General features: G+C 56.4%; 23 protein-coding genes. 9 read left to right on the top strand and 14 right to left on the bottom strand.

Annotated elements, in window-relative coordinates; genetic code table 11:
- Positions 1-4: 4 nt before the first annotated feature.
- From ACVDG4_RS19930 to ACVDG4_RS19955, 6 genes are all read left to right on the top strand, one after another.
- Entirely contained in the window at positions 5-499 is a 495-nt protein-coding gene (locus ACVDG4_RS19930) for a TRAP transporter small permease (RefSeq protein WP_422020224.1), read from the top strand.
- Positions 496-1770 (top strand): TRAP transporter large permease, encoded by a 1275-nt coding sequence (locus ACVDG4_RS19935; RefSeq protein WP_133952743.1) that lies wholly within the window; start codon positions 496-498, stop codon positions 1768-1770. The genes ACVDG4_RS19930 and ACVDG4_RS19935 overlap by 4 nt, the downstream gene beginning before the upstream one ends.
- A 9-nt stretch (positions 1771-1779) precedes the next feature.
- Entirely contained in the window at positions 1780-2652 is an 873-nt protein-coding gene (locus tag ACVDG4_RS19940) for an isocitrate lyase/PEP mutase family protein (RefSeq protein ID WP_447236400.1), read from the top strand.
- A 275-nt stretch (positions 2653-2927) separates the two neighbouring features.
- Positions 2928-4340 (top strand): 3-isopropylmalate dehydratase large subunit, encoded by a 1413-nt coding sequence (leuC, locus tag ACVDG4_RS19945; protein WP_133952745.1) that lies wholly within the window; start codon positions 2928-2930, stop codon positions 4338-4340.
- Between the two features lie 295 nt (positions 4341-4635).
- Positions 4636-5193 carry an HNH endonuclease gene (locus tag ACVDG4_RS19950; RefSeq protein ID WP_040452667.1) on the top strand — a complete coding sequence of 186 codons (558 nt, stop codon included), beginning with the start codon at positions 4636-4638 and terminating at the stop codon, positions 5191-5193.
- Positions 5194-5477: 284 nt separating this feature from the next.
- A complete protein-coding gene (locus tag ACVDG4_RS19955) occupies positions 5478-6851 on the top strand; it encodes a pilus assembly protein TadG-related protein (RefSeq protein ID WP_447236401.1) in 1374 nt (457 codons plus the stop codon).
- A 78-nt stretch (positions 6852-6929) separates the two neighbouring features.
- Here the strand turns inward: ACVDG4_RS19955 and acs are convergent, their stop codons facing one another.
- From acs to ACVDG4_RS20025, 14 genes are all read right to left on the bottom strand, one after another.
- The gene (gene acs / locus ACVDG4_RS19960; protein ID WP_447236402.1) at positions 6930-8867 is read right to left on the bottom strand and encodes an acetate--CoA ligase; all 1938 of its coding nucleotides are present in this window, start codon (positions 8865-8867) and stop codon (positions 6930-6932) included.
- Positions 8868-9048: 181 nt separating this feature from the next.
- Positions 9049-9462 (bottom strand): DUF1761 domain-containing protein, encoded by a 414-nt coding sequence (locus ACVDG4_RS19965; protein ID WP_306149178.1) that lies wholly within the window; start codon positions 9460-9462, stop codon positions 9049-9051.
- A gap of 127 nt (positions 9463-9589) precedes the next feature.
- A complete protein-coding gene (locus ACVDG4_RS19970) occupies positions 9590-10297 on the bottom strand; it encodes a hypothetical protein (protein WP_306149179.1) in 708 nt (235 codons plus the stop codon).
- Positions 10298-10299: 2 nt separating this feature from the next.
- Positions 10300-10911, bottom strand: a complete 612-nt coding sequence (ureG, locus tag ACVDG4_RS19975; RefSeq protein WP_209176462.1) for an urease accessory protein UreG — start codon at positions 10909-10911, stop codon at positions 10300-10302.
- A complete protein-coding gene (locus tag ACVDG4_RS19980) occupies positions 10908-11633 on the bottom strand; it encodes an urease accessory protein UreF (protein ID WP_447236403.1) in 726 nt (241 codons plus the stop codon). The genes ureG and ACVDG4_RS19980 overlap by 4 nt, the downstream gene beginning before the upstream one ends.
- A 159-nt stretch (positions 11634-11792) precedes the next feature.
- Entirely contained in the window at positions 11793-12275 is a 483-nt protein-coding gene (locus ACVDG4_RS19985; protein ID WP_447236404.1) for an urease accessory protein UreE, read from the bottom strand.
- Between the two features lie 54 nt (positions 12276-12329).
- Positions 12330-12941, bottom strand: a complete 612-nt coding sequence (locus ACVDG4_RS19990) for a glutathione S-transferase family protein (RefSeq protein ID WP_447236405.1) — start codon at positions 12939-12941, stop codon at positions 12330-12332.
- 31 nt (positions 12942-12972) lie between these two features.
- Positions 12973-14685: an urease subunit alpha gene (gene ureC, locus ACVDG4_RS19995; RefSeq protein ID WP_447236406.1), complete on the bottom strand. Its 1713-nt coding sequence runs from the start codon at positions 14683-14685 to the stop codon at positions 12973-12975.
- Between the two features lie 34 nt (positions 14686-14719).
- The gene (locus tag ACVDG4_RS20000; protein WP_447236407.1) at positions 14720-15133 is read right to left on the bottom strand and encodes a lysozyme inhibitor LprI family protein; all 414 of its coding nucleotides are present in this window, start codon (positions 15131-15133) and stop codon (positions 14720-14722) included.
- Positions 15133-15546: a lysozyme inhibitor LprI family protein gene (locus tag ACVDG4_RS20005; RefSeq protein ID WP_447236408.1), complete on the bottom strand. Its 414-nt coding sequence runs from the start codon at positions 15544-15546 to the stop codon at positions 15133-15135. The genes ACVDG4_RS20000 and ACVDG4_RS20005 overlap by 1 nt, the downstream gene beginning before the upstream one ends.
- Positions 15547-15551: 5 nt before the next feature.
- Positions 15552-15863: an urease subunit beta gene (locus ACVDG4_RS20010; RefSeq protein WP_008193264.1), complete on the bottom strand. Its 312-nt coding sequence runs from the start codon at positions 15861-15863 to the stop codon at positions 15552-15554.
- Positions 15860-16063 (bottom strand): hypothetical protein, encoded by a 204-nt coding sequence (locus ACVDG4_RS20015; RefSeq protein ID WP_447236409.1) that lies wholly within the window; start codon positions 16061-16063, stop codon positions 15860-15862. Before ACVDG4_RS20015 ends, ACVDG4_RS20010 begins: the two co-directional genes overlap by 4 nt.
- Before the next feature lie 21 nt (positions 16064-16084).
- A complete protein-coding gene (locus tag ACVDG4_RS20020; RefSeq protein ID WP_209176452.1) occupies positions 16085-16387 on the bottom strand; it encodes an urease subunit gamma in 303 nt (100 codons plus the stop codon).
- 15 nt (positions 16388-16402) lie between these two features.
- Positions 16403-17257: an urease accessory protein UreD gene (locus ACVDG4_RS20025; RefSeq protein WP_447236410.1), complete on the bottom strand. Its 855-nt coding sequence runs from the start codon at positions 17255-17257 to the stop codon at positions 16403-16405.
- Positions 17258-17630: 373 nt separating this feature from the next.
- On the opposite strand from ACVDG4_RS20025, the gene ACVDG4_RS20030 reads away from it, so the two are divergent.
- The 3 genes from ACVDG4_RS20030 to ACVDG4_RS20040 all read left to right on the top strand — a co-directional run bounded on the left by ACVDG4_RS20030 (position 17631) and on the right by ACVDG4_RS20040 (position 20923).
- Entirely contained in the window at positions 17631-19052 is a 1422-nt protein-coding gene (locus ACVDG4_RS20030; protein ID WP_447236411.1) for a D-alanyl-D-alanine carboxypeptidase family protein, read from the top strand.
- Between the two features lie 193 nt (positions 19053-19245).
- Complete coding sequence (locus ACVDG4_RS20035; protein ID WP_447236412.1) at positions 19246-19542, top strand: hypothetical protein; 297 nt, start codon at positions 19246-19248, stop codon at positions 19540-19542.
- A gap of 178 nt (positions 19543-19720) precedes the next feature.
- Entirely contained in the window at positions 19721-20923 is a 1203-nt protein-coding gene (locus tag ACVDG4_RS20040) for a CobW family GTP-binding protein (protein ID WP_447236413.1), read from the top strand.
- Positions 20924-20995 lie beyond the last annotated feature (72 nt).

The following is a 20995-nucleotide window of genomic DNA, read 5'->3' on the forward strand; positions in this document are numbered from 1 at the left end:
TAAAATGACTGTTTTCTCGAAGCTGACCCTCGCTCTAGCTTGGGTATCGGCGCTTTTGTTTGTCCTTGCCGGTGGCATGCTTACCTTTGAGGTGACGGCCCGGTATCTCTTTGTCGCGCCGACCATTTGGGCTGCGGAGCTATCCCAGCTGAGCCTCATTTGGGGCTCCATGATCGCCATGCCCTGGATCCTTGGCGCTGGGCGGCATATTGCCGTTGATGCGGTGACCAACCAGCTGGGGCCAACGGCGCAGCGGGTCTGTCAGGGCCTTGCAATGATCTTTGTGGCAGGGTTCAGCGCCATAGTGGCCTGGAAGGGCTTTGGGATTTTCTATGATTCCTTTGAGCGCGGCCGGACAACCGGGTCCATGCTGGATTTGCCCACGTGGGTTACGGAACTGGCAATTCCAGTCGGCTTCGGACTTTTGTTCCTGCAGGCGCTGATTGAACTTGGCAAAGCGGCCAAGGGGCCGGTTTCACTAAGCGGAGCCGGACATTGACTACAATCCTTATTCTCGCAGCTCTTTTCACGCTGCTGCTCATCCGTGTTCCCGTTGCCTTCACGCTTGGTGGACTTGGGTTGGCCCTGCTTTTGTTCGGCGGATTCTCGCCCCTGATGGCGCCGCAAGCGATCCTATCGACACTCGACGGGTTCATTCTTCTCGCCGTGCCGTTGTTCCTGTTGATGTCCAACATTTTGCTAAAGGGCGGAGTCGGCAAGGATCTCTTCTCCGCCGTTCATGCCTGGGTCGGACATTGGCCGGGCGGCCTGGCAGTCGCCACCATCGTTTCCTGCGGCATCTTTGCAGCGATTTCCGGATCGTCCGTGGCGACGGCGGCTACCATCGGCACGGTCGCGATCCCGGAGATGATCAGCCGAGGCTATGAGAAAAAATTCGTCTATGGACTTCTCGCCGCAGGCGGCACGCTTGGAATCCTGATCCCGCCGTCAATCCCGATGATCGTTTACGGCTTTGTCACGGAGCAGTCCGTGATTGCGCTCTTTCTGGCAGGCATCGGCCCGGGCCTGTTGCTCGTTGCGCTCTTCATTGCCTTTGCCATGATTTACGCCCGCTGGTTCGGCGGTTACACGCCGGAGCCACCGGCAAGTGCCAAGGAACGGATTTCGAGCACGATCCGTGCCCTGCCCTCCATGGTACTGGCCGGCGTCGTGATCGGTGTCATCTATACCGGCATTGCAACGCCGACAGAGGCCGCGGCCATCGGTTTTGCCGTTGCTCTGTTGATCACCGGCTTTTATCTCCGGACTCTGACCTGGCAGGGTTTCAAGGAAGCAGCTTTCGAGAGCATGGTGACAACCGTTGCGATCCTCCTGATCGTTGCCGGCGCCAAGGTCTTCGGAAAAGCGATCACGCTTTACCGGATCCCTCAGGAAATCTCGATGTTCATCGGTCAGAACATCGATACGCCGCTGGCCTTCATTTTGGTGGTGTCGGTGGTTCTTCTGATCATGGGCCTCGTGTTCGAAGCGCTCTCCATGGTGTTGATCATGACCCCGGTTCTACTGCCGGCCGCGATGGCGCTTGGTTTTGATCCGATCTGGTTCGGGGTCTATATGGTGGTCATGGTGGAATGCGCGCTGATCACGCCGCCGGTCGGGCTCAATCTTTATGTCATCCAGTCGGTGGCCCGATCCAGTTTGGCGGATGTCTCACGAGGGGTTCTCCCCTTCCTGGCACTGATGCTGCTGAGCGTCGTCATACTCTACCTCTGGACTGATTTGGCCCTCTACATCCCGTTTAAACTTTAAGGACATTCCATGCCGTCTCAGGCTGACAAACTCCGCGCCCTCCTGGCGCAAGACAAACTCAATGTGATGCCGTGCTGTTTCGATGCGTTGTCGGCAAAGCTGATTGAACAAGCGGGTTTCGGGCTGACCTTCATGTCGGGTTTTGCCACGTCCGCGTCCCGCATTGGCCAGCCGGATCTGGGCTTGATGTCCTATGCCGAAGTTCTCGACCAGGCCCGTAACATCACCGATGCGATTGAGATCCCGCTAATTGCCGACGGGGATACTGGCTATGGTAATGCCATGAATGTGCGCCGTACTGTCACCGGATTTGCCAAGGCGGGCGCTGCTGCCGTTATGATCGAGGATCAGCTCGCGCCAAAACGGTGTGGTCACACGCCCGGCAAAGCCGTGGTATCCCGCGATGAAGCCTTTGATCGGATCCGCGCAGCGCAAGATGCCAAGGACGCTGGCGCCGACATCCTGATCCTTGCGCGAACGGACGCCCGGCATGATCACGGGCTCTCCGAAGCGATCGACAGGGCTGCAAAGTTCAAAGAGCTTGGAGCCGACATCCTTTTTGTCGAGGCGCCGAAGACGGTGGAGGAGATGCAAACCATCTGCCGCGAACTCCCAGGCCCGAAAATGGCCAATATCGTGGAAGGCGGCGAAACGCCGGATCTCTCCCACAAGGAACTGGAAGACATAGGGTTTTCCATTGCGGCATACCCCCTCACTTTGATGGCCAGCGCCATGCAGGCGATGGTGGGGACCTTGGCCAAGCTGAAATCGGATGAAGACCGCACCCCTGATCTGATGAACTTTTCTGAACTCCGCTATCGCATTGGCTTCAACGATTACTACGAAGCCTCAGCGCACTACGAGACGTCCAAGCGGGATTAGCGTTTCGGTGGATGGCGAATGCAAAGGCACATATGGACCGGTCCTTTTGCGGACTGTTTCGCCGCCCGATTGTCCGATCAGGCGGGGTCTTGCGGATCTCCAATCAAACTCAGTTGAATTCAGCTCAACTCGGAATGCTTGACCTTGGCGCGGAGCTGCGCCATTCACTGGACAGAATTCGGCAGTAACCCCATTCCGGGAGACAACTGTGAGAGAACGAAGGCTGACGGCGCGGCTTGAAAACGCGAAAGGTCAGTCTGACTGAGGAGAGACCCATGGCCAAGGCACGGACGCTTTACGACAAGATTTGGGACGACCACGCGGTCGACATGCAGCCGGACGGAACCGGTCTGCTCTATATTGACCGCCACCTGGTGCATGAAGTGACCAGCCCGCAGGCGTTTGAAGGTCTGCGCATGACCGGCCGCAAGGTGCGCCAGCCGGGCAAGACCCTTGCCGTGGTTGACCACAATGTGCCGACCACCGACCGCCGTCATGGCATTGACGATCCGGAGTCCGCACTCCAGGTCGAAACGCTTGCCAAAAATGCAGCTGAGTTCGGCGTCGAGTATTACTCGGAACTCGATATGCGTCAGGGCGTTGTCCATATCGTTGGCCCAGAACAAGGCTTCACCCTGCCCGGCATGACCATCGTGTGCGGCGACAGCCACACCTCCACTCATGGCGCTTTTGGCTCGCTGGCCCACGGTATCGGCACATCCGAGGTTGAGCACGTTCTGGCCACCCAGACCCTGATCCAGAAAAAAGCCAAGAACATGCTGGTGAAGGTCAACGGCCAGATCCCGGCCGGTGTTACGGCCAAGGACATCGTTCTGGCGATTATCGGCAAGATCGGAACGGCTGGCGGCACAGGCTACGTGATCGAGTATGCCGGTGAAGCCATTGAGTCCCTGTCGATCGAAGGCCGTATGACGGTCTGCAACATGTCGATCGAGGGCGGTGCACGCGCAGGGCTGATCGCGCCGGACGAAAAGACCTTTGAGTACATTAAGGGCCGTCCGAAAGCGCCGAAAGGTGACGATTGGGACAAGGCGCTTGCCTATTGGAAGACCTTGCACTCCGATGCGGATGCCTATTTTGACAAGGTTATCGAGCTGGATGCAGCCAATTTGCCGCCGATCGTGTCCTGGGGCTCGTCTCCGGAAGACGTCGTGTCCGTTGAAGGGGTTGTTCCGGATCCAAAGGAAATTGAAGACGAGAACCGCCGTCAATCAAAGTTCCGGGCGCTCGATTACATGGGCCTCGAACCAGGCACGAAGATCACGGATATCAAGATCGACCGGGCCTTTATCGGTTCTTGCACCAACGGCCGCATCGAAGACCTGCGCGCAGCCGCAGCTGTGATCGGCAACCACAAGGTCGCATCGCACGTCAGCGCGATGGTTGTTCCAGGCTCCGGCCTCGTCAAAGAACAGGCGGAAGAAGAAGGCCTGGATGTGATCTTCAAGGAAGCCGGCTTTGAATGGCGTGAGCCGGGCTGTTCCATGTGTCTTGCGATGAACGCGGACAAGCTCGCTCCGGGTGAGCGCTGTGCGTCGACATCCAACCGGAACTTCGAGGGCCGCCAGGGCCACAAGGGCCGCACACACCTTGTATCGCCGGCAATGGCCGCAGCGGCCGCGATCGCCGGTCATTTCGTCGACATTCGCGACTGGACGGCTAACTGATTCGTCCTTGACCGTTTAGGAAATTGTTAGGGGGGCGCGTCAAAGCGCCCCTTTTTCTTTGCAAGAAAAAACTGTGGCGGCTCAGTGAATTCATATGCATTTCGCTAAGTGATTCAGAAAGTTGTCGGATTTATCTGCCGAGTTTTCGACACCGCCCGGCAGGGTGAAGAAATGAAATCATTGGTCTTCACAAGACTGTCACCTCGGCACTACAATACTCCCATCGCAAAGGGACATACTCTGCTGTCCGCTTGACTGGACACCAGACGTTCTGATGAAGCGTAAGGAGTGGAAGGTGACGATAGCGGTATCGCCGGGAGCTCATCCGGCGTTGGTGCTCAATGCGGATTACCGGCCTTTGAGCTACTACCCCTTGTCCTTGTGGAGTTGGCAGGACACCATCAAGGCTGTGTTTCTGGACCGGGTGAACATCGTTGCGGAATATGACGCAGCGGTCCGAAGTCCGAGCTTCGAATTCAAACTGCCCAGCGTCGTCTCCCTAAAAACCTTCGTCAAACCCAGCCGGCACCCCGCCTTTACCCGCTTCAACGTATTCCTTCGCGACAAGTTCCAGTGCCAATATTGCGGCAGTAAAGAGGAACTCACTTTCGATCACCTGATCCCGCGCTCCAAAGGGGGCCTGACAACCTGGGAAAACGTGATCACTGCCTGCTCCCCGTGCAACCTGCGCAAATCCAACAAGTCTTGTGAACAGCTCAACATGTGGCCCATGCACATGCCGTTCCGCCCGACTATTCAGGACCTGCACAACAACGGCCGCGGCTTCCCACCGAACTATCTGCACGAGAGCTGGATGGACTTCCTCTACTGGGATACAGAGCTGGACCCATAGGGCTATCTCAGAATTTTCTGCCGGCGATCATTGAATGACTTCTATGTGTCGGGAAGGGGTAGGGTGCGTACTTCCCCTAAATCACCCATGCTTTCAGGCCTAGATCATCGTTTGGCGTGGCAAATCAGACCAGCGACTTGACATTTTGTGTCAGTTTAATTCGTGAAAAAAGCGTAAATACTTCAAAAATTCGAGTAGCATTTTAATTGTTTAGGTACTTTTCTTTAGTAGCTATTCCGTAACGTGCCTGAAGGGCATTGGTAGAAACGGGATTGTGTGGCTAAATGATAAAAGCCCTGATTTCAAAACTTAACCGAAATCAAGATGGTTCCATCCTGCCGATTTTCGGCGCAATGGTGCTTGTGCTTGTTGTCATTGGCGGCGCAGCGATCGACATTTCCCGGGCGGTGAATGCACGGGAAAAGCTTGCGTATGCGATCGATGCCGCTGCGCTTTCTGTCGCAACGGATCTCTCCACATCTGCTCTCTCCGATGCGCAAATCAAGACCCGTATCGAAAACTCTTTCCGCGCAAATCTTGGAGACGCTGAGTTTCTGGATCAGGCAATTGAAAATCTCAGCTTTGTAATCGACGATGACGAAGGGACTGTAACCGTTACCTCCGCCGCCAGTCTAAACAACTACTTTATCGATATTGGCGGTTTTGGAAAAGAAGCACTTGGGCCAGATGCTTTTAACTTTGGCACTAGTGCCGAGGTGAATTATTCCCGGTTTGATGTTGAGCTAGCATTGATTGTGGATGTGACCGGTTCAATGAGTGGTGACATGGCTACCTTGCGAGAGGCATCTCAGGCAGTTGTCGATATTCTGCTACCGGAAGATCTTGAAAAAGAAGAAGCAAAGGTCCGCATTTCTCTTGTTCCGTACAGCCAAGGTGTAAACCTAGGTTCATATGCGAGCAAAGTAATGGGTGGAGAATATTATCCTGTTGCAGGATATTGTGTAACTGAACGTGAAGACTATGGACCATACAGGGTTCGATATACTGATGCAGCCTACAATTACTACATCGATGCCAATCCGCCTCCAAGAGAGACATTTTTTGGCGATGGTGGCAACTACGGTAGCACTAACCGCTGTCCAGCCTCTTCACAACTTATTCCTCTGACAAACGATCGTGACTTACTGACGCCTGCCATTGCAGCGCTCCAAGCCACTGGTGGTACTGCGGGTCAAACCGGAGCGATTTGGGGTTGGAATACCCTGTCCCCCAACTTTGCGAATGTTTGGCCAACAGAAAGTGTTGCGGCTACATATACCAATACAGAGGTATTAAAATTTGCAATCATGATGACCGATGGTGATAACAATAGGCATTTCTATCAGACAGATCAGAGGTGCAATTGGTACACCTGTTGGAATTATGATCCGAAAGTATGGGTCGAAACAGGATCTGGCAGTGGTGGATACAATGGAACATCATCGCAAAGGCATCGCGAATACTGTGACAAAATGAAAGACGCGGGGATAACGGTATTTGGTGTTTACTTTGGTAATAATAGTAATTCAGTAGGTGCAAGAAATATGCAGTCTTGCGCAAGTCCGGAAAGTTATTATCAAGCGAGCTCGAGAGACGGTCTTATTCAGGCTTTTTCAAATATTGCGAAAAAAGTTCAGAATATATATCTCTCGAAGTGATAATGCAGAATATATAGAATGCAAAGGCCCGTCGTTAAACGGGCCTTTTGTGTTTTCGGGGTACCGGGCTGAACGGGTTTATGCCCGGTTCTGACGGTTGTCGATCAAGTCGTCGACGACGGCTGGGTCTGCCAGTGTCGAGGTGTCGCCGAGATTGTCGAAGCTGTCCTCGGCGATCTTGCGCAGGATGCGGCGCATGATCTTGCCAGAGCGCGTCTTCGGCAGGCCGGGTGAGAACTGGATGAGGTCCGGTGAGGCGATGGGGCCAATTTCTGCCCGGACATGTTTGACGAGTTCTTTTTTCAGCTCATACGTTGGTTCTTCACCTTCCATCAGCGTGACATAGGCATAAATGCCCTGCCCCTTGATGTCATGCGGATAACCGACCACGGCGGCCTCCGAGACCTTTTCGTGAGCGACCAATGCACTTTCGACTTCGGCCGTGCCCATGCGGTGGCCGGAAACGTTGATCACGTCATCCACGCGGCCTGTGATCCAGTAGTAACCGTCTTCGTCCCGGCGGCAGCCGTCACCAGTGAAGTAGAGACCTTTGTAGGTGGCAAAATACGTCTGCACGAAACGGTCGTGGTCGCCGTATACCGTACGCATCTGGCCCGGCCAGCTGTCGGTGATCACGAGATTGCCTTCGGTCGCGCCTTCCAGGAAGTTGCCTTCCGCATCCACGACGGCCGGCTGCACGCCGAAGAACGGACGGGTTGCAGAGCCTGGCTTCAGGTCGGTTGCGCCTGGGAGCGGTGTGATCAGGATGCCGCCGGTCTCCGTCTGCCACCAAGTGTCTACAATCGGGCAGTTCTGCTTGCCGACCACGTTGTAATACCAGTTCCAGGCTTCCGGGTTGATCGGCTCACCGACAGAACCAAGAAGGCGCAGTGACGACAGATCCGACTTGTTGACGAAATCATCGCCAGCCCCCATCAGGGCGCGGATTGCGGTTGGGGCTGTGTAGAAAATGTTGACCTTGTGCTTTTCGCACACCTGCCAGAAACGGCCGGCATCCGGATAGGTCGGCACGCCTTCGAACATCAGCGTGGTCGCGCCGTTGGCGAGCGGACCATAGACGATGTAGCTGTGTCCGGTGACCCAGCCCACGTCCGCCGTACACCAGTAGATGTCGCCATCCTGATAGTCGAAGACATACTGGTGGGTCATCGAGGCGTAGACGAGATATCCGCCGGTTGTGTGGACCACACCCTTCGGCTGGCCCGTGGATCCGGACGTATAGAGGATGAAGAGCGGATCTTCCGCATTCATTTCAACCGGATCGCAATGATCGGACACGCGGTCTGCTTCGTCGTGGTACCAGACGTCCCGGCCGTCCTGCATGGAAATGTCGCCGCCGGTGCGCTTGACGACGATGACGCTGTCGACCGGCGCCTTTTCCGCGGCCTTGTCGACATTAAGCTTCAGCGGAACCTTGCGGCCGCCGCGCAGGCCTTCATCGGCCGTGATCACGCAGTTGCTCTTGCAGCTTTCGATGCGCTGGGCGAGGCTGTCCGGAGAAAACCCGCCGAAAACGATGGAGTGGATCGCGCCGATCCGGGAACAGGCCAGCATCGCGTAAGCCGCTTCCGGGATCATCGGCAGGTAGATCGTAACACGGTCGCCTTTTTTTACGCCCTGGGCATGCAGCACGTTGGCGAACTTGTTCACCTCGTGGTGCAGCTCCTTATAGGTGATCACCTTGCTTTCGGACGGGTCGTCACCTTCCCAGATGATCGCAGGCTGATCGCCGCGCGTTGCCAGGTGGCGGTCGATGCAGTTGGCAGAGACGTTCAATGTGCCGTCTTCAAACCATTTGATCGAGACATTGTGGTAGTCGTAAGAGGTGTTCTTTACCTTGGTGAAAGGCTTGATCCAGTCGACACGCTTGCCGTGTTCGCCCCAGAAGCCATCCGGGTCGCTCACCGACTGCTGATACATTTCCAGATATTTCGCGTTATCGACATGCGCCCGTGCGGCTACTTCCGCTGGAACGGGAAAAACAGATGCGGACATTTAGGACCTCCCAGAAACCCCGATTTGAACCGGCGGTCGCATTTGCTCTCCTCCCGCCAGTCTTATTTGCCGGTGGCCATTATGCGTATGGCCTTCCCCAGCGTCCATAACTTAACTTTCGTACTTTCGTAGGCGCGACATTGGTCTAGTGCGTTCAAATACGTAAGGATTTACGCTTGCGTCAGGCAATGACAAAGGGCGATAGCAGCCCGATGACGATTGCCTGGACCAGCAGAACTAAGAGCCAGTGACCGCCGTCAATTGCAGTCAGAGCCCACGGCTGGCTCTGAAAGCGGTGGTTGATGATTTGGGTTGTCATCACGATCCCGATCCAGACCATGATGGCCGAGATGATGCCTGCACGGACCGTCACTTCGCCGGTGTGATAAATGATCCCGGCAAAAACGATGGCCATAACCACTTGGCACAAAAAGGCAATAATCATCGTGACTGGGTTCGGCCGTGTCTGTTCTTCGGTTAAACCAGCGGCTTTCATCCAGGCTTTTCCAAGAACACCGTACCAGATCGCGCCGACGATAAATGAGGCAATTGCTGCGCCTCCGGCTGCCAGCAAATTGATCCCGTCGAACATCATGTTTGGACTCTCCCTAAAGCACTGCGGTGCGCTCTTTTCGGACGGACAATGAAATCAATAAGGCCGGAGATCAAGCGCACTGGCTAGAAAAGGACATGTCAAAAATGCGAGGCATCTGAAGCCAGAATCAAAGCTTTTGCCAGACCGTTAGGGTTCCAACATTCTCAAAACCGATCTGGCGATAGACGGGCAACAGCTCTATGTCGGTTTCATATGTGCAAACTGGTCGATGCGGGAACGGCTCGATGAGCGCATGGAGGGCTCCATAAAGCCAGCTTTTGCGATGGAAGATGTTGGAAACACCAACAACATCCTTGCCTGCGTGAGATGGGCCGTAATTCAGGACCGCGCCGCCCTGAATTTTGTCGTCCCTCCGGATGGATACAAAATCAATGTCCGGAAACTCCAGCAGTTTTGGCGGAAAAAGCTTATGAAGATTTTCGCTCCTATTCCACGCCGTAAGCCATTTACCGAGCGCCTCTGAGGTCTGTGCTTTTTGCCAGTCCGGCGGCGAAGCAGGTTTTCGTGTGCCTTCCTGTGACCGGAACAGCCAGGTGCCGGTCAGAAGTTTCTCAAAACCGGACGTGCGGAGATCGAGGCAATCGAAACTGTCCTTCACCGCTGCTTTGGAGGGGAGTGCGGCAAGCGCAGCAGATAGATCTGCACCGTGCTCTGCGGTTAATGTGACGATGTTTGGAAACAGGGGAATTTGTTTGCCAGAGGCGTGCCAGTAGCCATGGTGAAAATCTGTTTTTGCGCCGGCAGCTCTCAGGACGGCATCGCACCAAAGCGCATTATTTCTTGCGCAAAGCTGAATAGTTTCTGCCGGTGTCACACCTAAAGACCGCCCTTTTCGACGATGAACTCCACGATCTTTTCTATACCATCTCCGGCTCGCATGTTGGCGAAAACAAACGGTCGGGCCTTGCGCATTTTGGCCGCGTCCCGGTCCATCACGTTTAGATCTGCGCCGACATAGGGGGCCAAATCCGTTTTGTTGATAACCAACAGGTCCGAGCGGGTGATGCCGGGACCGCCTTTCCGAGGAATTTCCTCACCTGCTGCTACATCGATGACATAGATCGTCAGGTCTGCAAGCTCCGGTGAAAAAGTGGCCGCCAGATTATCGCCTCCCGATTCAATCAGGATCAGATCGAGATCAGGGATCTTGTCATTGAGATCCTTGACCGCCGCCAGATTGATCGAGGCGTCTTCCCGGATGGCCGTATGCGGGCAGCCGCCGGTTTCCACGCCGCGGATCCGGTCGCTGGTGAGCGCCTGTGACCGCATCAGCGCTTCGGCATCTTCGCTGGTGTAAATGTCGTTGGTGATGACCGCGAGTGAATAGCGCTCACGCATGGCCTTGCACAGTTTGTCCGTAAGCGTTGTCTTGCCGGCGCCAACCGGACCGCCAATGCCAACCCGCAAGGGACCGTTTTGAGATTTCATGAGCGGAACAACCTCGAATATTGTGTTTCATGCGCCATGGAGGCGATGTCGGCGAGAAAGGTGGAGGTGCCAAGGTCGTCAAGACCGGCGCCCATTGCATCGGCAGCCACTTCTGAGATGACTGGTTCCAGTGCGGCCAGTACCCGTTGACCTTCGTTTTGCCCAAGCGGCACAGCGCGGACAGCCGCCGAGATGAGATTGGCCGTAAAGGAGTGGAGAAAGGTCGTCAGGCTTGCGTCTTCCGGCAACTCATGGGCTGCGCAAATCAGACCCAACGCGACTGGATAGGGCCACTCGGTCAGACGCGTCTGACTGTTTTCAATGGTCAGGCTGCTGAAAACAGCCCCTGCTGTGGTTTGTGAGTCCGGCGGCCAGCTCGCAGTCACCGTGTCAATAAATGCCGTGCCTTGAGCGGATGTTTCCAGATGCCGTTCCTTTGAAGGCTGGAGCGCGAGGCCAAACTCTGCCAGTTCCCGGACGTCCTCGAGTGATCCGGCAAACGCCGCCCGGTAGGTCTGGCTCATCAGGATTGCATCGCTTCGACCGGCACCATGGGTCAGTATGTCCTTGAGCCAACTCTGTAGCTCTTCGGCGGAACTGACACCGCCGGCGTCGATGACCTGTTCCAGCCCATGTGAATAGGTGAACGCCCCAACCGGAAAGGCTGGAGAGAGAAACGTCAGCAGCCGGTAAAGCGCAGATTGGGACAAGGCACCTGTCATTGGTAACCACCAACTTCTCCCGTCATCCCAGCCTTGAGCGGGGATCCAATCACTTGCAGTGAGTCTGGTTTAGAATCGCGGGAGCTTCGGCAAGCGGGCATGCGAGTGGATCCCGGCTCGGAGGCCGGGATGACACCCCAGCAATCGGTTTTAATAAACTCAGCCATGCGAGTGCGTATGCCCGTGATCGTGGCTATGGCCATGCGTTTGGCCGTGACCATAGGCCCCGCCCTCCGGATCGAAAGGGGCGCTCAACGTGGTCAGTTTGCCGCCGAGTTTCTCGACCATGTCCTCAATCACGTGATCCCGTCTTATGCGCAGTGTGTCGCCCATCAGCTGGGTCGGCAGATGCCGGTTGCCGAGATGCCAGGCGATCTTCACAAGATGCGCCGTGTTCTCGGCAAGGATCTCGACCAGGTCTTCCGGCTCCGCCAGCACTTCGATGATCCGGCCGTCTTCCAGAACGAGGCCGTCCCCATGATGAAGATGAACCGCATTAGCCTCATCCAGAAGGAAAGTAAGGCCATTTGCTCCGGTCATAGCCGCACGGCGGCGATGACGGTCTTCGCGATCCAGCGTGATCGTATCTGCGGATTGGCCGGTCCATTCACCGGCCGGTTTGATGCTGGCAACCCGGATCATGAAGTCCTTCCTGTTAGATGAGCTTTGGGCGTTTTCATCAAAATGCCCGATCCTCTAGGCCGCTGCAGCCGCAACGACCTTGGCCATCATGGCCTTGTAGCCGGGGCGGTTGCGAAGAGCCTTGAAGTAGTCGTAGATGCGGCCTTCCTTTGGCAGATCGAACTTGGCGGTAACCGCCCACCCGCCGCAATGACCGATGATGATGTCTGGCACGGTGAAAGTCTCACCCATGACATATGGCCCCTCGCCCATACGCGCGTCGAGGATCCGTAAACCTTCAGCGAATTCCGCCTTGCAGACAGGCTTGATCTCTGGAACGCGAAGTTCTTTCGGGTGAATGAAACTGTTCTTGGCCGCCGTCCAAAGCGCCCCTTCCAGTACGTCGACGGCCAGTTGCGTGAAGCTGTCCTGGATGGCGCGCTCTTTGGTGCCTGCCGGAAAGGTGAATTTTCCATGCTTGTCTGCAAGATATTGGCAGATGGCGATTGATTCCGGGAGTACCAGATCGCCGTCGATCAGCACCGGCACCTTACCGGCCGGATTGACCTCGCGAATGCCCTCAGATTGGGGCATTGCCGGATCGATTTCATATGGTTCGCCCAATTCCTCCAAAAGCCACATGACGCGCATTGCCCGGGTCTGCGGATAGCCGACAATCTTGTACATTCGTTTCTCCCTTTGCGTGTTTTTAGGGAGATTAGAACAGGAAATAGCGCTGTGCCATCGGCAAAACGTCCGCCGGTTCACAGGTCAGCAACTCACCGTCGGCACGGACTTCATATGTCTCCGGATGCACCTCAACATGCGGGGTGGCGTCGTTCAGAACCATGGATTTCTTGGAGATTCCGCTGCGCACGTTTTTGACGGGCAGAACCAGACTGTCGAGACCGGCCTTGTCCTTGACGCCGTTGTCATAGGCGGCCTTGGAGACGAAGGTTACCCGGCTCTGGGTCATGGCCTTGCCGAATGCGCCAAACATCGGCCGGTAATGCACCGGTTGCGGTGTCGGAATCGAGGCATTCGGATCGCCCATCGGGGCGGCGGCGATTGTGCCGAGTTTCATGACCATGTCTGGTTTAACGCCGAAAAATTTCGGGTCCCAAAGCACGAGATCTGCGAGTTTGCCGACTTCGACGGACCCAATGTGTTCGTCAAGACCGTGCGCAATTGCCGGATTGATGGTGATCTTGGACATGTAGCGTTTGACGCGGAAATTGTCGTTTTCGCCTGCTTCATCGGACAAACGGCCGCGCTGGACCTTCATCTTGTGGGCCGTCTGCAAGGTGCGGATGATCACCTCGCCAACCCGGCCCATCGCCTGGCTGTCCGAGGCGATGATCGAGAAGGCGCCCATGTCATGCAGAATGTCTTCCGCCGCAATCGTTTCCTTGCGGATCCGGCTTTCGGCAAAGGCGACATCTTCTGGGATCGAGCTGTCGAGGTGGTGGCAGACCATGAGCATGTCGAGATGCTCTTCCAGCGTGTTCACCGTGTAGGGCCGCGTCGGGTTGGTCGAGGACGGAAGGACATTCGTTTCGCCGCAGACCTTGATGATGTCCGGAGCATGGCCACCGCCGGCGCCTTCGGTATGGAAGGCGTGGATCGTGCGGTCCTTGAACGCGGCCTTGGTGTTTTCGACGAAGCCGGATTCGTTCAGCGTGTCCGTGTGGATCATCACCTGGACATCGTATTCGTCCGCGACGGAGAGACACGTGTCGATGGCTGCCGGGGTGGTGCCCCAGTCCTCATGCAGTTTGAGTGCAGAGGCACCGGCGAGGATCTGCTCTTCGAGCGCTGCCGGCAAAGACGCGTTGCCTTTCCCGGCAAAGGCAAGGTTCATCGGGAAGCTGTCGGCCGACTGCAGCATCCGGGTTATGTGCCAGGGGCCCGGCGTGCAAGTAGTGGCGTTGGTGCCGGTTGCCGGTCCCGTGCCGCCGCCGAGCATGGTGGTCACGCCGGACATCAGCGCATCATCGATCTGCTGCGGGCAAATGAAGTGGATATGAACATCGAGCGCACCAGCGGTTAGGATCTTGCCTTCCCCGGCAATGGCTTCCGTACCTGGTCCGACGATGATATCAACGCCCGGCTGGACATCCGGATTGCCTGCTTTGCCGATGCCGACGATGCGGCCGTCCTTGAGGCCGACATCGGCTTTCACGATGCCCCAGTGATCAACAATCAGCGCATTGGTGATGACGGTATCGACCGCGCCTGCGGACCTTGGTGCCTGGCTCTGCCCCATGCCGTCACGGATCACCTTGCCGCCGCCGAATTTTACTTCTTCGCCGTAGCTCGTGAAATCCTTCTCCACCTCGATGATGAGATCGGTATCGGCCAGTCGCAACCGGTCCCCGGTGGTCGGTCCAAACATGTCCGCATAGGCGGCGCGGGACATCTTATAAGCCATTCATGTCTCCAATCAGCTATCAGACCAATGTCTGTCAGCCGCCATAGTCCTCGACCATGGCGTTCAAATCATCGATGCGTTGCATGGTCATGACGATCATGCAGTTGCGGTAGAGTTCATTGCCGCGAGTGCCGCCTCTGAAGGGAAAACTGTAGGCGGTGCAGTCCTTGTCGCGGAAATCGGTCCAGGCCTCTTGCGCAGCCTTCAGAGCCTCCGGGCTTCCCTTCAAATGCTCAGGCAGAGAGGCGTCGACCTCGGTCATCTTTTCCAGCGCCCGTTCATAAGCAGCCGTCAGATCCTGGTTTGCCTGGTCCAGCGCCTTTTCTGCACAGTAGGTGCGTTCCGAATTGTTCAGCGGGTAACCGCAATCAATCTTGTCGTCGCCGAGTGCCGGCACGCAAAGGCCCAAGAGGACGGCTGGTAAGACTGCTTGGCTCCAAAAACGCATCAATTCCCAAGCCCCTGTGTCAGGTCTTTCAGCTCGGATGTGCGTTGGCGTGTCAGATCCGCCCGGCATTGCAACACCAGCATCGGCTCCATGGATCCGCCGCGGGCCAGATAGCCATAGGACTCACAGGCCTTGTCGCGGAACGGGATCCAGGCGCGCTGGGCCGCTTTCAGCGTTTCGGCGGCTCCCTTGAGGTCGCCCGAAAGGTAGCTGTCTGTCTGCTTCATTGCTGCCATGGCTGATTTGTAGGCCGCATTCAGCTGCACATCCGCTGCTTCCCAGTCCTTCTTGGCGCAAATGGTCATATCCAACTGCGTTTGCGGTTCTTTGCAATTCACATCCTGCGCATGAACAGCAGGTGCAAATGCTCCACCAAAAACAACAACTGCCAGACAGACAACAAGGAAACGCATTTGGCTTACCCTTTAAGCTTGCCCATGACTTTCTGATTGAAGCCATAGACCGTGCGGTCCCCGCGATATGGAACCAGGGTCACGGACCGGGTTTGCCCCGGCTCAAACCGCACAGCGGTCCCGGCAGGAATGTCGAGGCGCATGCCCATGGCAGCATCCCGGTCGAAGGAGAGCCCAGGGTTGGTTTCGGCGAAATGATAGTGGCTGCCCACCTGGATCGGCCGGTCGCCGGTGTTCGATACATCCAGCGACAGCGTCTCCAGTCCGGCATTCAGCTCTATCTCACCGTCCGCTGCAAAGATTTCTCCCGGGATCATTGGTCGAGTCCCTTTCTGCGCTTCATCCAGGCGAGCGTTGCGCCAATTGACAGGCCGACGGCAAAGATGAGGAGGGTCTCAACAGTGAAATAGCTGGCCGCGTCGGTGTGCGGGTGAGCATGTTCCTGAATGCTGGGATGAGCCAAGGCCGACCCTGCAGAAAGTGCCAGGGCAGATGCCGCTGTGATAATTCTGGTCATAACAAATCTCCTTTGGTCAATTCAACGGATCGGTTCGTGAACCGTCACAAGCTTTGTGCCGTCCGGAAAGGTCGCCTCGACCTGCACGTCGTGGATCATTTCCGCGACCCCTTCCATGACCTGGTCGCGGGTAAGAACCTTGGCGCCTGCAGCCATCAGATCAGCGACGCTGCGCCCGTCACGGGCTCCTTCGACGACAAAATCCGTAATCAGGGCAATGGCCTCTGGATGGTTCAGCTTGACGCCGCGTTCAAGTCGCCGGCGGGCTACCATGGCTGCCATGGATATCAGCAGCTTGTCTTTTTCCCTTGGTGTCAGGTTCACGGAAGTCCTCCAGAATTAACAGTACCAAACGCGCGGCAGGCGGGCCGACCGATAGGTTTCAAGAAATGCCATCAACGACAGCCGTAGAGCCCGGCTGTCGGTGGCAACAAAGCGTAAGATGAGATGCCCGTTCCAGGCGCTTGCGGCTGCGTGAACAGAGCCAGATGAAGCGCCTTCCAGGCAGCTTCGGGCATTTTCCAGTCTGTCTTCGGCGTCAGGTGCGCAGTCCAACAGGGTTGCCATGGCCTTTGCGCCCTGACCGGTTGCCGGACCGGAAAAGAAGTCGCTTGGGTCACCGTTGAGACGCAGATCGTCGGCGAAGACAAGCTTGCCATCCCGGCGGATCCGCCAGCTGTCCTTGAAAAACACCTGGGTCAGCTGCTCGCCCATCGCCGCGCGGCCCAGAACAACACTTTCAAGAATGAGTAGCCGGGCGGAGCTGGTAAGGTCTGCAGTGATCCGGCGCGAAACGCTCGAGTTTTCAAACAGAATCGTTTCCTGAGGCAACCATTCCAGCGTGGCTTCCGCACCAACAGACAGCTGACCTGTTACTTCTGCGGAGGTCCCGAGACTGCAGTAGGCACGTTCGGCAGTCTGGGTTGTCACGATTGCGTGAGCATCTGCGCCGATTGCGATGTCATAGTCCATGCGATCGCCGCCGGTGAGGCCGCCGGCTGTGTTGATAAGGACAGCGGTCGCGGGTTCACCATAAACCTTGGGGAGGCGAACCTTCGCGGAGCCGCTTTGGAAGAGATCTTTCAACCGGGTTTGATCAGATGTATTCGCGAAGGAGACACGTGCAATGCCACGCACCCGCTGCATTGCAGGCGCGGTTTTTCCAATTTCCGATGCTGTTGCAGCATCATACATCCTGGAAGCCTCCCCGCTTCGGACCCGTCTCGTTCTTCTTTCTACCGTGCCCGCTCTGTGTTTGATTGTCCACGGTCAGGCGAAACCGGCATCTTGTCGTTTCCAGCAGTAGCAACAACCGGGCCAAGACGGGTCGTGTAGAATACTGACGGCAATTAGCCTTCAAAGTGCTGATAAATCGAAATAATTCTTGTTATCAGGAAGCTGATTTGCACAAAAAATAAGCGGGTGCTCAAAAGATTGCCGCTGGATGACTCCATCGCAAGGGTTGCTCTTGCGTCTATGATCCGGTTTTTTAATTGTAACTTTCCGCTAAAGTGCTTTTGATTTGAAGCAGTCGTGTTCGCCCATGGGAAGACAGCGAGGATTTCCGGTGTACGCAAGCTTATTCGGCCGTCGATCAGCCCTGCCCATTCTGGCGGCAACCCTCGGATTGTTTCTGATAGCTGCGCCAGCTCGAGCGGAAATAGGCACCTACATCCTCGTGGATGCCCGCAACGGCGCGGTGGTGGACCAGAAAAACGCGACCCGCAAATGGTATCCGGCGTCCTTGACCAAGATGATGACGGCCTATGTGACCTTCAAGGCGATCCGCGAAGGACGGGTTGCCCTGGATTCCGCCGTTGTACAATCCAAAAACTCGGCAGCTGAACCGCCCAGCAAAATGGGTTTCAAGGTTGGCACGAAATTTACAATCGACACGGCGCTTAAGATCATCCTGATCAAATCGGCCAATGATGTGTCTGTCGCATTGGGCGAAGCAGTCTCTGGATCAGAAAGCGCCTTTCTTGCAGAGATGAATGCCGAAGCCCGCCGGTTGGGAATGACGAACACCCGCTTTACAAATCCGCATGGCCTTCCGGACAACCGTCAGGTCACGACAGCGCGAGATATGGCGATCCTTGCTATGGCTCTGCGCGCGGATTTTCCGGAGTCGCGAGAGTTTTACAAACATCCAGGCATCCGGTTCGGTAAGAAGACCTTGCGCTCGGCCAACCGGGAGTTCCTGCTCCGTGTTCCGGGCGCCAACGGGATGAAGACTGGCTACATCTGCAATTCCGGCTACAACGTTGCATCCTCGGTGACCCGGCGCGGCCGGACGCTCATCGCGATCATCATGGGTGCGTCTTCCGGTCTTGAGCGGACCGCCTTTGCCCGGCAATTGTTTGATGAAGGGTTTCGAAAGGGAAGCCGCGGCCAGAATGTGAAGAGCCTCAGTGGTTCATCGGGCAATCCGCCCGCCGATGGTTATTGCCGCCGGAACAAGAAGCTGAGTTCCAAACAGTATATGGCCCGTTACGACATGCAGAATGAGCCAAGCGGCGGCGGCTTGCTGTTCTTCGGTAAACAAAAGAACCCGAAAGAGGCCAAGGTCGATACGAGCAGCTTTACCAAGTCGAACGGCAAGCCGGACTGGGCCAAGATCCTTGATCGAACGTTGGGACCGCGCCGGGTTGCGTACAAGCCGTTGCCGGTTGGGCTCGGCAATCCGAAAGGCACGCCGGTCGTCAGTGCTTCGGTTCCTGCCGAAGACATTCCTTTGCCGATGGCCAATCCGATCCGTTTGGCGGAAATCAAGATCCGCAATCAGTTGCAGACAGCCCAACCTATTGGAACAACTGGTACTCCGCAGACTGCACAGGCAGGTGCCGGATCAATCCCTCAAGTTGAGGCTACAGCGCAACGACCTGGATCTGCGGTGGATACGTCGCGGACGGCTCCCGGCTCGATCTTTAGAAAAGGACTTGATTTCACGGTGCCCGTTCCTGCGCCCAGTCCGTCGCGATCCAACTAGATCCCCTTGGTTTGACAGCGGGAACTCGATCCCTCTCTGGTTTGCTTAACTTATTTTTAACGCTGTTCTTTAACGATGCAGTAAGCGTCGATCTGAATTGAGGCCATTGCCTTGCCGGATCGTCAGCTGCAGCACAAGAGGTGCTGCTATAGGCGAAGAAACGCCGTGTTGATGAGGATCGAGAGATCACCGCATGATAGAACCGAGATCAACTGCCACAATCCGCGCCCTTGCGAGCCTTGCAGAATTGTCTGCAGACCAGCTGGAAGAAGGCACTTCGGTCGAAGACGTTATCGCAACCTTACGAAAGGCTGCGGAAGCTGTCCGGATGGTGATCGACGAGACAGAAATGGAAGACGGTGCGCTGGAAGAAGCAGATCTCGCGCAAGACCTGACCCCGATGGATCTTTCCGGCGATGACACCGCTGAGCTGACGGACGACGATACCGAGACAAAGAGCGGCGAGATCCACGTTCTGAACGCCGGCTGATATTGTCCAGCGCGCCTCCAATTATTCGACGCCCCCAAGCATCAGGCTTTCTGCTTTGACGCTGCGCCCTCACAGATGTTAGCCATAGCCCCTTATGGAGCACAGGCGGTTTTTTGACGTCCGCCACACCTCATTTCATCAATGAGAGTATGCTCCGGGTTTCTATGGAGCGAAGTGCATGAGCGTTGCAGACGCATCCCCCGCATCTGAAAAACCGGCGAGAGGTCCCAAGCCGCCGATCCCTGTGTCCGTTCTGACCGGATTTCTGGGTGCTGGAAAGACAACGCTTCTGAACCGTATTCTTCAGGATCCGGCCATGGCCGATACGGCCGTCATCATCAACGAATTCGGTGAAATCGGCCTGGACCATCTGTTTGTCGATCAGGCAGGCGACGGCATCGTCGAGTTGTCGTCGGGGTGTCTGTGCTGCACGATCCGCGGCGATCTCGTAACCACGCTTGAAAACCTGCTGCGCCATCTGGACAACGGACGGACCGAACGGTTGACCCGGGTGGTCATTGAAACCACAGGCCTCGCGGACCCTGCACCAATCCTTCACACGATCATGCTGCACCCCTATCTGGTGATGCGCTACCGGCTGGACAGTGTCGTGACCCTGGTGGATGCGGTCAACGGGCTCTCCACGCTTGATGAGCATGAAGAAGCCAAAAAACAGGCCGCCGTTGCGGACCGGATCGTGCTCACCAAGACGGATCTACTCAACAGTGAGGAAAGCCAGCGGAACTTTTCGGATCTGAAATCCCGACTTCTTGCTTTGAACCCGGGAGCGAAGGTGCTCGATACCCAGGCCGGTGAAGCGACCCCGGAAACGCTCTTTAATGCAGGGCTTTACAATCCGGAGACCAAGATCCCAGATGTTGCCAACTGGCTAAATGTGGAAGCCTATGAGCCAAACCACCATGATCATTCTCATGGTCATCATCACCATGGGCACCATCATCACGGCCACGATCATGCGCATGACATAAACCGGCACAGCGACGCGATCCGGGCCTTCACCCTTTCGACCGACCGTCCGGTCTCGGCTTCCGCGCTGGAAATGTTTCTGGATTTGCTGCGCTCGGCGCACGGCCCAAAACTGCTTCGGGTCAAAGGCATTGTTCAGATCGCCGAGGACCCGGACCGGCCCGTCGTCATTCACGGCGTCCAACACGTCTTCCACCCACCGGCAACGCTGGACGCCTGGCCGGATGCGGACCGGCGGACCCGGATGGTATTCATCACCAAGGATTTGCCTGAAGGGTTCGTCCGCAAGATGTTCGAAGCCTTTTCCGGCGCACTCCGGCCCGACACGCCGGATAGTGATGCCATGCTGAACAACCCGCTCGCCGTGTCCGGGTTCACAAGCCCGCCGCGCTAGTCTCCAGCCTTCATGACACAATAAATTCAGCCGGCAGCGCAGAGCTCCCTCTCCCATTGGGTGAGGTGACTT

This window comes from Roseibium sp. MB-4 (assembly GCF_053005265.1).